At 65.9% G+C, this 13,674-nt stretch carries 14 protein-coding genes; 10 read left to right on the top strand and 4 right to left on the bottom strand.

The window, feature by feature from the left end:
- The first annotated feature begins 94 nt into the window (after positions 1–94).
- The 7 genes from AC6IW9_RS21295 to AC6IW9_RS21265 all read left to right on the top strand — a co-directional run bounded on the left by AC6IW9_RS21295 (position 95) and on the right by AC6IW9_RS21265 (position 4,486).
- The gene (locus AC6IW9_RS21295) at positions 95–736 is read left to right on the top strand and encodes a MotA/TolQ/ExbB proton channel family protein (protein ID WP_497767090.1); all 642 of its coding nucleotides are present in this window, start codon (positions 95–97) and stop codon (positions 734–736) included.
- Positions 736–1,245, top strand: coding sequence for an ExbD/TolR family protein (locus tag AC6IW9_RS21290; protein WP_497767087.1), 510 nt, complete (start codon positions 736–738; stop codon positions 1,243–1,245). The genes AC6IW9_RS21295 and AC6IW9_RS21290 overlap by 1 nt, the downstream gene beginning before the upstream one ends.
- Positions 1,242–1,967 carry a hypothetical protein gene (locus AC6IW9_RS21285; RefSeq protein ID WP_497767085.1) on the top strand — a complete coding sequence of 242 codons (726 nt, stop codon included), beginning with the start codon at positions 1,242–1,244 and terminating at the stop codon, positions 1,965–1,967. Before AC6IW9_RS21290 ends, AC6IW9_RS21285 begins: the two co-directional genes overlap by 4 nt.
- A gap of 21 nt (positions 1,968–1,988) precedes the next feature.
- Complete coding sequence (locus AC6IW9_RS21280) at positions 1,989–2,468, top strand: energy transducer TonB (protein WP_497767082.1); 480 nt, start codon at positions 1,989–1,991, stop codon at positions 2,466–2,468.
- A 64-nt stretch (positions 2,469–2,532) separates the two neighbouring features.
- A complete protein-coding gene (locus tag AC6IW9_RS21275; RefSeq protein ID WP_497767080.1) occupies positions 2,533–2,904 on the top strand; it encodes an energy transducer TonB in 372 nt (123 codons plus the stop codon).
- 156 nt (positions 2,905–3,060) lie between these two features.
- Entirely contained in the window at positions 3,061–3,582 is a 522-nt protein-coding gene (locus tag AC6IW9_RS21270) for a hypothetical protein (RefSeq protein ID WP_497767077.1), read from the top strand.
- Positions 3,583–3,901: 319 nt separating this feature from the next.
- Positions 3,902–4,486, top strand: coding sequence for a TonB C-terminal domain-containing protein (locus AC6IW9_RS21265; RefSeq protein WP_497772576.1), 585 nt, complete (start codon positions 3,902–3,904; stop codon positions 4,484–4,486).
- Between the two features lie 46 nt (positions 4,487–4,532).
- On the opposite strand, the gene metH is transcribed toward AC6IW9_RS21265, so the two are convergent.
- Genes metH through AC6IW9_RS21250 form a run of 3 tightly spaced genes read right to left on the bottom strand, consistent with a single transcriptional unit; the run spans position 4,533 to position 10,173 of the window.
- Entirely contained in the window at positions 4,533–8,267 is a 3,735-nt protein-coding gene (gene metH, locus AC6IW9_RS21260; protein WP_497767074.1) for a methionine synthase, read from the bottom strand.
- Positions 8,264–9,160, bottom strand: a complete 897-nt coding sequence (gene metF, locus AC6IW9_RS21255) for a methylenetetrahydrofolate reductase [NAD(P)H] (protein ID WP_497767071.1) — start codon at positions 9,158–9,160, stop codon at positions 8,264–8,266. The genes metH and metF overlap by 4 nt, the downstream gene beginning before the upstream one ends.
- The gene (locus AC6IW9_RS21250) at positions 9,160–10,173 is read right to left on the bottom strand and encodes an ArsR/SmtB family transcription factor (protein ID WP_497767068.1); all 1,014 of its coding nucleotides are present in this window, start codon (positions 10,171–10,173) and stop codon (positions 9,160–9,162) included. The genes metF and AC6IW9_RS21250 overlap by 1 nt, the downstream gene beginning before the upstream one ends.
- Positions 10,174–10,468: 295 nt before the next feature.
- On the opposite strand from AC6IW9_RS21250, the gene AC6IW9_RS21245 reads away from it, so the two are divergent.
- The 3 genes from AC6IW9_RS21245 to AC6IW9_RS21235 all read left to right on the top strand — a co-directional run bounded on the left by AC6IW9_RS21245 (position 10,469) and on the right by AC6IW9_RS21235 (position 13,274).
- Positions 10,469–12,562, top strand: coding sequence for a carbon starvation CstA family protein (locus tag AC6IW9_RS21245; protein WP_497767066.1), 2,094 nt, complete (start codon positions 10,469–10,471; stop codon positions 12,560–12,562).
- The gene (locus tag AC6IW9_RS21240) at positions 12,528–12,752 is read left to right on the top strand and encodes a YbdD/YjiX family protein (protein ID WP_497767064.1); all 225 of its coding nucleotides are present in this window, start codon (positions 12,528–12,530) and stop codon (positions 12,750–12,752) included. The genes AC6IW9_RS21245 and AC6IW9_RS21240 overlap by 35 nt, the downstream gene beginning before the upstream one ends.
- 117 nt (positions 12,753–12,869) lie before the next feature.
- Positions 12,870–13,274 (top strand): hypothetical protein, encoded by a 405-nt coding sequence (locus tag AC6IW9_RS21235; protein WP_497767061.1) that lies wholly within the window; start codon positions 12,870–12,872, stop codon positions 13,272–13,274.
- Positions 13,275–13,337: 63 nt separating this feature from the next.
- On the opposite strand, the gene AC6IW9_RS21230 is transcribed toward AC6IW9_RS21235, so the two are convergent.
- Positions 13,338–13,643 carry a hypothetical protein gene (locus tag AC6IW9_RS21230; protein WP_497767058.1) on the bottom strand — a complete coding sequence of 102 codons (306 nt, stop codon included), beginning with the start codon at positions 13,641–13,643 and terminating at the stop codon, positions 13,338–13,340.
- Positions 13,644–13,674 lie beyond the last annotated feature (31 nt).

The following is a 13,674-nucleotide window of genomic DNA, read 5'->3' as shown; positions in this document are numbered from 1 at the left end:
GGCGATCGGACGACAAGGCGACAATCGAGAAAATCAATCTGCAGATCGCCGGCCTGGCCGCGCGGTCGGGAAACCCCGAGCACGAGTGCGTCTCATGGAATATTCTTCGATTTCACCCGTAACGATGTTCATGAACGCCGGGCCTGTGGGCAAGGCGGTCATGGCGATGCTCATTCTGGCCTCCGTATGGACCTGGGTCCTCATCGTCGAGGGGATCGTCGCCGTCGTGCGCATCTCCCGGGCGGCGCGCGCCGCTCGCGCCGGCGGACCGCCCGGCCTGCTGGCGCCGATCGAGGCGGCGGGCGAGCATGCCGGCTCCTTCGACCTTCCCGGCGAATCGGTCGGCGAGAAGCGCGAGCGCATCGCCGAGATCATGAGCCGCGCGGGCCGCGAGCTGCTGACCAATGCGGAGGGCGGCCTGCCCAATCTGGCCGTGATTTCCTCGGTCGCGCCCTTCGTCGGCCTGTTCGGCACGGTGTGGGGCATCATGACCAGCTTCGCCGGCATCGCCCAGTCGCAGGACACGAGCCTCGCGGTGGTCGCGCCCGGCATCGCCGAGGCGCTCGCCGCCACCGCCTATGGTCTCGCCGCGGCCATTCCGGCCTCGGTCGGCTATAATCGCATCGGCGCGGCTTTCGCCCGCGCCGGCCAGCAGGTGGCGCATTATGTCGAGGACAGGGCGCTCGCCATCACCAGCGGCCATATGGCGCCCACGCGGCGCCGGGAGGCGGCGTGATGGCCGGACTTCCGACGCGCTTCAAGAACGGCGACAGCCTCTATCAGCCGCTCGCCGACATCAATGTGACGCCGCTCGTCGACGTCATGCTGGTGCTGCTCATCATCTTCATGGTGACCGCGCCGCTGCTCGCCAAGGGCATGAAAGTCAATCTGCCCCAATCGAAAGCCGCGCAGCCGCTCAATCCCAAGGAGCCGATCGTTATCGTCGTGTCCAAGGACGGCAAGGTCGCGCTCGGCTCCGAGGAAGTCGCGCCCGAGGCGCTGGTCGATCTCGTGCGCGCGGCCATGGGCGACGATCTCGGCCGGGTCGTGCATCTGCGCGGCGACAAGGAGGCCAATTACGGCGAGGTGATCGCGGTGATGGATCGGCTGGCAATGAACGGCATCACGCATCTCGCGATCCTGACCGATTCGCGCAGCAAGGTCCCTGCGGCGGCAGCGCCCGCTTCCGCCCCGGCTCCGGCCATGGGCGCGGCCCCGGCGGCGGCGGGAGGAGCGGCGAAATGACCGACATCGCTTATTCGTCCGTCGCGAGCGGAGTGGGCGGCGACAACGCTCCGCCGCGCGTCAAGCCGCCGTGGCTGCGCGCAGCGAGCATCGCCGGAGTCGTCGCCGCTCATGCGGGCGTCGCCTATCTGCTGCTGAAGCTCTCCGTGCCGGCGATCTTGAGCCTCGACTCGATCAGCATGGAGCTGGTGCCTCAGGGCGAGTTCATCGACACGCAAGAGGTCACAGCGGCGGAGGAGGAGCCCCTCCCGCCCGAGGAGATCGAGCAGCCCGACCTCGCCATTCCGCCGCCGCAGGTGATGTCGCTCGACGCGCCGACCCTGCCGCAGCAGAAAGAGATCGTCGAGCAGAAGAAAAAGAAGGTCGTCGAGCGCAAGCGCGAGGTCGACCACGACAAGAAGCGCGAGGCCAAGGCGGCGCGGCGCATGGGCGCGCCGGAGGGGCAGTCGCAAGCCGAGGGAATGTCGAAGGCCGCCTATAACGCGCTGCTGAGGGCAGCGATTCTCCGGCACACGCCTTCCGTTTCCGCCCTCGGCGAGGGCACGGCCCAATGCTCCTTCTATGTGACCGCCGGCGGCGGCATCACGCGAGTCTCGGTGTCGAGTTCGTCGTCGCCGGCCCATGCCGCGCTGGCGCGGCAGATTCTCGGCTCTGTGCATGCTCCGCCGCCGCCCGGCGGCGGCACATCCTTCGCTCAGACCTTCCACTTTCATGGAAACTAAAAACTGCGGAGAACTGCCGAGATGAAACAGCTTGCTGTGATGTTTGCCGCCCTGATGATCGGCGGCCCCGTTCTCGCGGTCGAGGGCGATGCAGCGGCGTCGGCGCCTGACGCCGCTCCCGCTATAGTCGGCCATGGCGCGGCGGAGAAGCCCGCCAAGAAAAAGCCGAAGAGCCACGCCGCCGCAGACAAGGAGAAGGACAAGTCCAAGGCCAAGACGGACAGGAAGACGAGCGAGCAGAAGCTTGGCCTGTCCAAAATGGACTACGTCAAATTGCTCGGGGCCGAGATCAAGCGCCATACGCCGAGCGCCAACGCTCAGACCGGCTCGATCCATGTGGCCTTCAAGGTCGGCGCTTCCGGCCGCGTCGTCTCCCACAAGGTGCAGTCCTCGTCCAATCCTGCGCTGGAGCCGGTGGTCGGCCAGATCCTCGCCGCGGTCCACACGCCGCCGCCGCCCGGCGGCTCCTTCTCCGCGGTGCAGGAATTCAACTTCCATTGACAGCATGCGGCGCGGCCCCCGGCGGGAGCCGGGCGCCGCGCCGGACCAGCTTTTCGGACAGATGATGAAACGCGTCACTCTCGCCCTTCTGTGTGGGCTCCTATTGATATGCGGCAATGCCGCCGCGGTGGAAGACAAGGCCGGCGAGACGAAACCGATCGCCGCGCCGGCCCCTTCCGGCCTGTCGCAGAGCAAGTTTCTCGGCCTGCTCTACAGCGAGATCGCCAAGCGCACGCCCATGACCAACACGTCGGGCCCCGGCTCGGCGACCGCTAATTTCCACATCGACGCCACCGGCCGCGTCGACAAGGTGACGATCGCGCGCTCGAGCAGCGCCAAGCATGCGGAGCTGGTGCGCAAAATCCTCTCCGGCCTGCAAGGCCCGCCGCCGCCGGCGGGGTCGTTCGAGGGGTCGCAGACGTTCAATTTCCACTGAGCGCGAAAGGGGCCGACGTCATCTCCTTTGGCCTCGCGCCCAGACTGGCGCGCCACGGGTCGAGCGGTCAACGCTTGTTTTACGTGTTGCATTTCATCTGCGTCGGAGTTCGGAATGAGACGCTTTCAATATGCTGTGATCGTAATCGCGCTGTTCATGGGGCCGGCTCCGGCCTTTGAAGCCGCCGCCGGAACCGCGACGCGGACCGCGGGCGCGACCGTCGTTGCGAGGCGAAACAATGGCGGCGGCGGCGAGACGGGCGAGAGCACGCCCGACCGTGGTGGGGCTTATGCCCGGCTGCTCGCCTTCGAGGTCAGGCGCCATACGCCTGCCGTCCATATTGGCCCAGGCGGCTGGATCGAAGTGGCGTTTGTCGTCGGAGCCTCTGGTCGTGTCGTTTCATGCGAGGTTCGGTCGTCGACCCATCCCCGGCTCGAATTGGAGGCCTGTGGCATCCTGGCCACCGTCAAAACGCCGCCGCCGCCAGGCGGCTCGTTCTCGGCGACGCAGATGTTCCACTTCCTCCAGGTGCCCGACAAATATACTCGCATTCTCCAAAAAGCGATCGATCAGCGCATGCTGAAAAACTTCGCTCCGGGCGTCGTGACGGCGAGTTTCCACTTGAACGCCTCCGGTCGCGTCGACGATGTGACGAGCGAGCAGCCGCGAGCACGCTGAGACGGTCCGGAACGTCCTCGGCGGACTGAAGGTCCCACCGCTGCCCGGCGGCGCGGTCCGTCTGATGCATGTCTTCGTTTTCCCGTGACCTGCTTTTCAAAGAGCGCATTTTCGGATCACGAAACGACGCCGGATGTCGGTCCGATGATCTGCGCGAGATGCCGCAATCCCAGCCGCTACGCCGACCATTTCGAGATAGACCAAATGCGACGATGACCGCCCTTGTGATCGGCGGTCCCGCGCCCGCAAAGGAAAGACGCTCCCAAACGAATCTGCCGCCGTCGGCGCGGGAAGCGGGCGAGCAGGCGGCTGACCTGACCTGTCCAAGGCCGACTATGTTCGCCTGCTCACGGCCGAAATCAGACGCCATACGCCGAGAAAGGTAGACATCCTCACGGATTCGGCCGAAGTCGTCTTCACAATCGGCGCCTCCGGGCGCGTCGTCGATTACAAGCTGGAATCGTCGACCAATCGACGACAGGTCGAGCCGCTCGTGCAGGCGATCATGGCCGCCATCCATACGCCGCCGCCGCCCGGCGGCTCCTTCGAGGCGCGGCAGGAATTCCGGTTCACAGACGAAAGCCGGCGCCGCGTGCAGGTCGACTATCTCCACATCATGTTCCGCGCGATGGAGAAGCGCAAGACGAAGGCCCTTACTCCGCATGGCGTGATCGCCATTCTTCATGTGGACGGCGCCGGCCGAGTCGACGAGGTGAAGATTGCGCGCGCGAGCAGCCAGAAGCAGGCGCAAATCGCGCATAAGCTGCTCTACGGTCTGAAGGCTCCGCCGCCTCCCGGCGGCCCGATCCGCGTCAAAGCCTGCTTCACCGAAGGGCTCGACGAAGCGAAGCGAGCGCCGTCACCCGCCGCCGATTGCGACGCGTTCGACCCGGGCGCGATTTAGAGCGCTTTCACGAGCGGTTTGCGAACCGAAGATCTGCGAGCCGGCGTCACTGCGCCGGCTCGACCGCTTCTTTTCGCGCCGCCGGCTCGTAGTTCAGCACCGGCCGCAGCCAGCGCTCGATCTCGGCGACGGCGACGCCCTTGCGGGCGGCGTAATCCTCGGCCTGATCGCGCTCCACCTTGGCGACGCCGAAATAATGCGCCTGCGGATGCGCGAAATAGAGCCCGCTGACCGATGACGCGGGCGTCATCGCATAGCTCTCCGTGAGCGCGACGCCCGTGCGCTTCTCGGCTTCGAGCAGACGGAAGATCGTCGCCTTCTCGGTGTGGTCGGGCTGCGCCGGATAGCCCGGCGCCGGGCGAATGCCGCGATAATCCTCCGCGACGATCTGCTCGGCCGAGAGCGTCTCGTTCGCCGCATAGCCCCAGAATTCGCGACGCACGCGCTCGTGCATGCGCTCGGCGAAGGCTTCCGCCAAGCGATCGGCCAGCGCCTTCACCATGATCGCGCCATAGTCGTCGTTGGCGCGCGCGAAGCGTTCGGAGATCTTCGCCTCCTGCGCGCCGGCGGTGACGACGAAGGCGCCGATATAATCGCCCTTTCCGCAGCCCTCGGGCGCGATGAAATCGGCGAGCGCGACATTCGGTCTGCCGTCGCGGCGGGCGAGCTGCTGACGCAATGTGTGCAGCGTCGCGAGTCGTTCGACGCGGCCTTCGCCGGTATAGAGCGCGATGTCGTCGCCGATCGCATTGGCTGGCCAGAAGCCGATCACGGCCTTGGGATTGAACCAGCGCTCCTCGACGATGCGCGCCAGCATCGCCTGCGCATCGTCGAGAAGCTGCCGCGCCGCGGCGCCGCGCTCGGGATCGTCGAGCAGAGCGGGATAGCGGCCTTTGAACTCCCAGGTCTGGAAGAAAGGCGTCCAATCGATATAGGACGCGAGCTCGGCGACGTCATAAGAGGCGAAGACGCGCGCGCCGAGGAAGTTCGGCTTCGGCGGCTCATAGGCGCTCCAATCGATCTTCAGCGCATTGGCGCGCGCGGCGGTGAGCGATACGCGCTGCTTCTCGGCCTGGGCGCGCGCATGCGCCTCGGCGACCTTCTCATATTCCTCGCGCGTCCTGGCGACATAGTCCGCGCGAGAAGCGTCCGACACCAGCGCCTGCGCGACGCCGACCGCACGCGAGGCGTCGGTCACATAGACGGCCTGGCCGGATAGGTAATTGGGGCTGATCTTCACGGCCGTATGCACGCGGCTCGTCGTCGCGCCGCCGATCAGCAGTGGCACGGAAAAACCTTCGCGTTCGAGCTCGGAGGCGACGAAGCACATTTCGTCGAGCGACGGCGTGATGAGGCCCGAGAGGCCGATGATGTCGACCTTTTCCGCTTTTGCCGTCTCGAGAATCTTCGCGCATGGCGCCATCACGCCGAGATCGATGATCTCGAAGTTGTTGCAGCCGAGCACGACGCCGACGATGTTCTTGCCGATGTCGTGGACGTCCCCCTTCACCGTCGCCAGCAATATCTTCCCGGCGCTGGAGCGTCGTTCCTTGTTCGCCTCCATGTAAGGCAGGAGATGCGAGACCGCCTGCTTCATCACACGCGCGGATTTCACCACCTGCGGCAGGAACATCTTGCCCTGGCCGAACAGATCGCCGACGACGTTCATGCCGGCCATCAGCGGGCCTTCGATCACATCGAGCGGACGCGCGCTGGAAAGACGCGCCTCCTCCACATCCCGCTCGATGTAATCGGCGACGCCGTTGACCAGCGCATATTCGAGGCGCTTCTCGACGCTCGCCTCGCGCCAGGCGGCGTCCTTCTCCGCTGTCTTCGCGCCCGCGCCCTTGAAGCGCTCGGCGATCTCGACGAGGCGCTCGGTCGCGTCCGGCCGGCGATTGCGCACCACATCCTCGCAGGCTTCGCGCAGCTCGGGATCGATCTTCTCATAGACCGCGAGCTGGCCGGCGTTGACGATGCCCATATCCATCCCCGCCGCGATGGCGTGGTAGAGAAAGACGGAGTGCATCGCCTCGCGCACCGGCTCGTTGCCGCGGAAGGAGAAAGAGAGATTCGACACGCCGCCCGATACATGCGCATGAGGCAGGGTGGTCTTGATCGCGCGCGCCGCGTCGATGAAATCGACGCCGTAATTGGCGTGCTCCTCTATGCCCGTCGCCACGGCGAAGATGTTGGGATCGAAGATGATGTCCTGCGGCGGGAAGCCGACCTCTTCCGTGAGGATTTTGTAGGCGCGGCCGGAAATCTCCACCTTGCGGGCGAAAGTGTCGGCCTGTCCCGCCTCGTCGAAGGCCATCACCACGACGGCGGCGCCATAGCGTCGCACCTTGGTCGCCGCCTCGATGAATTTCTCCTCGCCTTCCTTCAGCGAGATGGAGTTGACGACGCCCTTGCCCTGCAGACATTGCAGGCCGGCTTCGATCACCTCGAATTTCGACGAATCGACCATCACCGGCACACGGGCGATATCCGGCTCCGCGGCGACGAGGTTCAAGAAGTCGACCATGGCCTTTTTCGAATCGAGCAGACCCTCGTCCATATTGACGTCGATCACCTGCGCGCCGTTCGCGACCTGATCGCGCGCTACATCCAGCGCCGCGGCGTAATCGCCGGCGGTGATGAGCTTGCGGAACTTCGCCGAGCCGGTGACATTGGTGCGCTCGCCGACATTGACGAAGGGAATGTCCTTGGTCAGCGCGAAGGGCTCGAGGCCGGCGAGGCGCAGCAGCGGCGCAATTTCGGGGATGGCGCGCGGCGCGACGCCTTTCACGGCGTCGGCGATGGCGGCGATATGCGGCGGCGTCGTGCCGCAACAGCCGCCGACGACATTGACGAGGCCGGATTTGGCGAATTCGCCGACCAGCTCGGCCATATATTCCGGGCTTTCGTCATAGAGGCCGAATTCATTCGGCAGGCCGGCGTTGGGAAAGGCGCAGACGCGCGTGTCGGCGATGCGCGCGACGTCGGCGATGTGCTGGCGCATCTCGCGCGCGCCGAGCGCGCAATTGAATCCGATCGAGAACGGCTTCGCGTGCTGGATCGAGTTCCAGAAGGCCGCCGCCGTCTGGCCGGAGAGCGTGCGGCCGGAAAGATCGGTGATCGTGCCCGAGATCATGATCGGAAAGCGCGTGCCGACCGTCTCGAACGCGTCCTCCACCGCATAGATCGCCGCTTTGGCGTTCAGCGTGTCGAAGATCGTCTCGATGAGCAGAATATCGGCGCCGCCTTCGATCAATCCGAGTGTGGCCGCGTGGTAGGCGTCGCGCAACTCGTCGAAAGTGACCGCGCGAAAGCCGGGGTTGGACACGTCCGGCGAGATCGAGGCCGTGCGGTTGGTCGGGCCGATGGAGCCGGCGACGAAACGCGGAACGCCGGTTTCGCGCGCCACTTCGTCGGCGGCTTTGCGCGCGAGACGCGCGCCCTCCAGATTGAGCTCGTAGACGATATGCTCGAGGCCGTAATCGGCCTGCGCGATCGAGGTGCAGGAGAAAGTATTGGTCTCGATGATGTCGGCGCCGGCCTCGAGATAGGCGCGATGGATCGCCTCGATCGCCTGCGGCTGGGTGAGAGTCAGCAGATCATTGTTGCCGCGCAGGTCTTTGGGATGATCCTTGAAGCGCTCGCCGCGGAAATCGGCTTCCGTGAATTTGTGGCGCTGGATCATCGTGCCCATGGCGCCGTCGAGCACGAGGATGCGCTCGCTCGCCGCCGTCTCGAGCGCAGCGAGAATTTTCGGTCCGTGATTCTTGTCGAAATTCATGCTGCGGCTTTCTCGGTGACGGGACGCACGCCCAGAAGATGACAGATCGCGAAGACGAGGTCGGCGCGATTATTGGTGTAGAAATGGAATTCGCGCACGCCGTTTTCCGCGAGATCGAGCACCTGCTCGGCGGCGACGGCCGCCGCGATGAGCCGGCGCGTCACCGGATCTTCGTCGAGCCCCTCGAAGCGGTCGGCGAGCCAGCCGGGCACGCTCGCGCCGGCCTTGCGCGCGAAATTGGCGGTCTGCTTGAAGTTCTGCACGGGCATGATTCCGGGCACGATCGGAATCTTCAGGCCCCGCGCGCGCGCCTTGTCGAGAAAGCGGAAATAGACGTCGTTCTCGAAGAAGAATTGCGTGATGGCGCGCGTCGCGCCGGCGTCGACCTTGGCGGCCAGCGCGTCGAGATCATCGTCGATGCTGCGGCTCTCGGGATGGCCTTCCGGATAGGTCGAGACGGAGATTTCGAAATCGCCGATCTCGCGAATGCCGCGCACGAGCTCGGTGGAGCTGCGATAGCCTCGCGGATGCGGTTCGAATGTCGTGCCGACGCCCGTCGGCGGATCGCCGCGCAGCGCCACGATATGGCGCACGCCGGCGTTCCAATAGCCGCGCACGATCTCGTCGATCTCGGCGCGCGAGGCGGAGACGCAGGTCAGATGCGCGGCGGGCAGAATATCGGTCTCGGCGGCGAGGCGCGCGACGATATTGTGCGTGCGCTCGCGCGTGGAGCCGCCCGCGCCGTAAGTGACGGAGACGAATTTGGGCTTCAATGGCGCGAGACGCGCGATCGACTCCCACAATTGGACTTCCATCTCCTTGGTCTTCGGCGGGAAGAACTCGTAGGAGATGTCGAAATGACCCGGAGGCCAGGAGGTGCGCGCATCGTGCATCAGGCGGTCTCGTAGCTCGTTTTGGGAATGGGGTCGGCGATGACGCGCGGATCGCGCGCCAGCCACAGGGAGACGGTGAGCTTGCCGCCGTCCTCGGCGCGCGGAGCGAGCTCCTTTTGGGACAAGACCTCGAGCCCGGCCTGTTCGAGCAGAGCGCTGATCTCCTGTGGGGAAAAGCCGAGCCGGCGATGGGCGTGCTGATCGCGCAGCGCCTCCTCTCGGTGAGGCGCGAAATCCACGACCAGCAGACGCCCGCCGGGCGCGAGCGCGCGCGCCGCCTCGCGCAGCGCGCGGCCGGGATCGTCGAGATAATGCAGCACTTGATGCACGATCACGAGATCGCAGCTGTTGCGCTCGATCGGCAAGGCGTACATGTCGCCCTGGCGCAGCTGCACATTGCGCGCGCCGGCCTTCTCGAGCCGGCCGCGCGCGACGGCGAGCATGGCGGAGGAGAGGTCGACGCCGATCGCCTGCTCGGCTTGCGGCGCGAACAGCTCCAGCATGCGGCCGGCGCCGGCGCCGAGATCGAGCAGGCGGCGCAGCGGCTCCTCGCCCACCGCCTCGCGCATGGCGGCCTCCACCTGGGCCTCGGGCACATGGAGCGAGCGAATGGCGTCCCATTCTTCCGCATGTTCCGCGAAGTAACGGGCGGCGGCGTCGGCGCGCGCCTGCCGCACCTCGGCGAGGCGGGCGCGATCGCCGGCGAGCATCGGATCGAGCGGATCGAGCCAGGAGACGACATTGCGGGCGATCTCGCCCTGCGCATCGGCTGGGGCGAGCCGGAAAAAGGCCCAGGCGCCCTCGCGGCGGCGCTCGACGAGGCCGGCCTCGACGAGAAGCTTCAAATGGCGCGAGACGCGCGGCTGCGACTGGCCGAGAATGGCGACGGCCTCGCTGACGGTGAGCTCGGTCTCGGCCAGGAGGCCGAGCAACCGCAGCCGCGTCTCTTCTCCCGCCGCATTGAGGGCGGTGAGCGCGGGCTCCAGGGGGAGGAGGCGGGGAGACTGGGTCATGGCGTTTCCGAGACAGATATAAAGATATCTATATACGTCGCTGCGCAGGGAATCAAGATAGAGCGCGTCCGTTCGCGGGACAAGGCGGCCCGGCGAAGCCGGGGCGGATGAGGGCCGCTGCGATGCTCGGAATCGCATGAAGGTTCGAGATCACTGGCGCTGGGGTCGTTCCCCATCCGACCTCGTTTCGCGAGGCCACCTTGTCCCCAGGCGGGAGAAGGGCGCGCCCCTTCTTGCATTTTTGTGGAAAGCTGATTGTGTCGCCGGCGCTCATCCATCGCGACCGAGGCGATCCATGTCCGAATCACTCTCCGCGTCCGCCCGCAGCCCGCTTCAAATCGCGCTCTGGAGCGCCGTCACGCTCATCGGCGTCTTCGCCCTCTTCACCCTGGCGACGGCGCGTGGGGAGACGGTCAACGCCATGTGGCTCGTCACCGCCGCCATCTGCGTCTATCTGGTCGCCTTCCGCTTCTATTCGCTGTTCATCGCGCAACGCGCGCTCGGCCTCGATCCGAACCGCCCGACCCCGGCGCATCGGCGCAACGACGGGCTCGATTACGTTCCGACCGACAAATATGTTCTGTTCGGCCATCATTTCGCGGCCATCGCCGGAGCGGGGCCGCTGATCGGCCCGGTGCTCGCCGCCCAAATGGGCTATCTGCCCGGCACGCTCTGGCTCTTGACCGGCGTCGTCTTCGCCGGCGCGGTGCAGGATTTCGTCGTGCTGTTCATCTCGACGCGACGCGACGGCCGCTCGCTCGGCGATCTCATCAAGACCGAGATGGGCCCGCTGCCGGGCCTCGTCGCCATGGTCGGCATTCTCACCATCATGGTGATCCTGCTCGCCGTGCTGGCGCTGATCGTCGTCAAGGCGCTCGCCGACAGCCCGTGGGGGACCTTCACCGTCTTCGCCACTCTGCCCACCGCCGTGGCGATGGGAATCTATGGCCGCTACATCCGCCCCGGGCGCGTGTTCGAAATGTCGGCGATCGGCTTCATGCTTCTCATCGCCGGCATCGCCTATGGCCGAACCGTCGCGGAGACGCCGGCGCTCGCCGCGCTGTTCTCCTTCGAGGGCGAGGCGCTCGCCTTCATGCTCATCGCCTATGGCTTCGTCGCCTCGGTGCTGCCGGTCTGGCTGTTGCTCGCTCCCCGCGACTATCTCTCCACCTTCCTGAAGATCGGCACCATCGCCTCGCTCGCCATCGGCATTTTCGTCGTGATGCCGGAGCTGAAGATGCCGGCGGTCAGCCGCTTCATCGACGGTAAGGGGCCGGTGTTCGCCGGCAGCGTCTTCCCCTTCCTGTTCATCACCATCGCCTGCGGCGCCGTCTCCGGTTTCCATGCGCTCGTCTCCTCGGGCACGACGCCGAAGATGATCGGCGACGAGACGCAGATTCGCTTCATCGGCTATGGCGCCATGCTGATGGAATCCTTCGTCGCCATCATGGCGCTCGTCTCTGCGAGCGTGCTCGAGCCCGGCGTCTATTTCGCGCTGAACAGCGCGCCCGCGGTGATCGGCGCCTCCGCCGATTCGGCGGCGCAGGCGATCTCCTCCTGGGGCTTTGCGATCACGCCCGAGGCGCTGACGCAGGCGGCGGCGGATGTCGGCGAGAAGAGCGTGCTCTCGCGCACCGGCGGCGCGCCGACGCTCGCGGTCGGCATGGCGAAGATCCTGTCGAGCGCGATCGGCGGACAGGCGATGATGGCCTTCTGGTACCACTTCGCCATATTGTTCGAGGCCCTGTTCATTCTCACCACCGTCGACGCCGGAACGCGCGTCGCGCGCTTCATGATTCAGGATTTCGTCGGAACCTTCGCGCCGCGCTTCCGTCACACGCGCGCCTGGATTCCCAATCTCGCCTCCACGGCCCTCGCCGTCGGCGGCTGGGGCTGGTTCCTTCATGCCGGCGTCGTCGATCCTCTCGGCGGCATCAACACGCTCTGGCCGCTGTTCGGCATCGCCAATCAAATGCTGGCGGCGATCGCGCTGACGCTCTGCACCGTCGTGCTCTTTCGCATGAAGCGGCAACGTTACGCCTTCGTCGTCGCGGCGCCGGCGGCCTGGCTCTATGTCTGCACGCTGACGGCGGGGCTCGAGAAGATTTTTCATCCCGACGCCAAGATCGGCTTCTTCGCCCATGCGGCGCGCTTTTCCGCCGCAGCCGCCGAAGGCAGGCTGCTCGCGCCCGCCGAGACGGCGGCCGAAATGAGCCGCATCATGTTCAATGATTATGTGAACATCGCCCTCTGCGCGATTTTCATCGCACTCGTTTTGTCGATGCTCGGCTTCGGCCTCGTCGCGATCCGCGACGCTCTGCGCACGAAGACAGTCACCACGAGGGAGACGACCGATGACGTGCCGGATCTGCGCGCCGTCCGGGCTTGATCTCGCGAGGCTCGCAAAGAAGCTGCGCCGCGGCGCCGAGCTGATGATCGGCCAGGGCGATTACGAGGCCTATGCCGCGCATCGGCGCGCCAATCATCCGGGCGAGCCCGCGATGACGCGCGAGGATTATTTCCGCGAGCGGCAGGCAAGTCGATTTGGCGAAGGGGGGCGCGCCTTCCGCTGCTGCTAGTTTTCGCTATGCGCTGCAGCACAAACGAAGGTGGGGACAAAGCTCATATTCGCGATCGCAGAACGGATCGAAGGCGCTCGCCCGAAGCCGGCTCTGTGTTGCGAAAGGAGCATTCTCATGAAAAAGACTATCATCTCCATGTCGATCATCGCCGGCGTTTTCGCAGCCGGATCCGCTCTGGCGCAGCCCTGGCCGCCGACGGTCGTCGGCGTGTGGGACACATACGCCAATCAGAGCCATCTGACGCTCACCATCCGGACGCAGGCCGCAGCGGGCGTGTGCAAGGCGATCACCGGCCTCATTCAGAACGTCGGCGTCCCGCCGGTCGACAAAATCCAGGGTTTCTATTGTCCGGGAAGCGGCCGCATCAGCTTCCAACGCGTGACTGCGGCGACCAACGACACCTTCCAGACCTGGACCGGCAATCTGTCCGATCCCGGCGCAAAACTGCTGATCGGCGGAACCTTCACTCAAGACGTCGGTGGGAACATCGGCGAATACGGCTTCTATGCGGTGAAGTAATCGCGTTCGGCGCAGCGCGCCGATTCGAGTCCTGCCTCTCGAGGCAGGACTCTGCGCCCTTGTTCAAGCCGCCGGCTTTCTCTGGCGGCGCGGCAGGCCGGCGCGAGAGGCGAGCAGGGCGGCCGCCTCGGCCCGATTGAGCGCATAGGTCATATGGAGGAAACCGAGCCGCGTCGGCCGCGTCTCCCTCACTCTCTCGACCAGCGTCTCGGCGTCGAGAGGCGCTCTCGACGCGATCTCCCGCAAGACGTCCTGCGCCGTGCGAAAATAGACATCCCGCTCCGCAGGCGGCAGTTCGTCCCAGCGCCGCGCCGCGGCGCCGAACCGTTCGAACAGGAGCCTGGCCACGCTATCGCCGACGTCGATCATTTCGCTCACGTCCTTCCCGAGTCGTCGACCG

It is taken from the genome of Methylosinus sp. shoA, assembly GCF_059718125.1.
Note: the sequence above shows the minus strand (reverse complement) of the source record. Positions and strands in the feature narration are given on the sequence as shown.

Coding starts and splice junctions, on each gene's coding strand:
- metH (WP_497767074.1), bottom strand. CDS start 8,267: ATGAATTTCGACAAGAATCACGGACCGAAAATTCTCGCTGCGCTCGAG.
- AC6IW9_RS21235 (WP_497767061.1), top strand. CDS start 12,870: ATGAAAAAGACTATCATCTCCATGTCGATCATCGCCGGCGTTTTCGCA.
- AC6IW9_RS21295 (WP_497767090.1), top strand. CDS start 95: ATGGAATATTCTTCGATTTCACCCGTAACGATGTTCATGAACGCCGGG.
- AC6IW9_RS21275 (WP_497767080.1), top strand. CDS start 2,533: ATGAAACGCGTCACTCTCGCCCTTCTGTGTGGGCTCCTATTGATATGC.
- AC6IW9_RS21290 (WP_497767087.1), top strand. CDS start 736: ATGGCCGGACTTCCGACGCGCTTCAAGAACGGCGACAGCCTCTATCAG.
- AC6IW9_RS21280 (WP_497767082.1), top strand. CDS start 1,989: ATGAAACAGCTTGCTGTGATGTTTGCCGCCCTGATGATCGGCGGCCCC.
- AC6IW9_RS21245 (WP_497767066.1), top strand. CDS start 10,469: ATGTCCGAATCACTCTCCGCGTCCGCCCGCAGCCCGCTTCAAATCGCG.
- AC6IW9_RS21250 (WP_497767068.1), bottom strand. CDS start 10,173: ATGACCCAGTCTCCCCGCCTCCTCCCCCTGGAGCCCGCGCTCACCGCC.
- AC6IW9_RS21240 (WP_497767064.1), top strand. CDS start 12,528: ATGACGTGCCGGATCTGCGCGCCGTCCGGGCTTGATCTCGCGAGGCTC.
- AC6IW9_RS21285 (WP_497767085.1), top strand. CDS start 1,242: ATGACCGACATCGCTTATTCGTCCGTCGCGAGCGGAGTGGGCGGCGAC.
- metF (WP_497767071.1), bottom strand. CDS start 9,160: ATGCACGATGCGCGCACCTCCTGGCCTCCGGGTCATTTCGACATCTCC.
- AC6IW9_RS21230 (WP_497767058.1), bottom strand. CDS start 13,643: ATGATCGACGTCGGCGATAGCGTGGCCAGGCTCCTGTTCGAACGGTTC.
- AC6IW9_RS21270 (WP_497767077.1), top strand. CDS start 3,061: ATGGGGCCGGCTCCGGCCTTTGAAGCCGCCGCCGGAACCGCGACGCGG.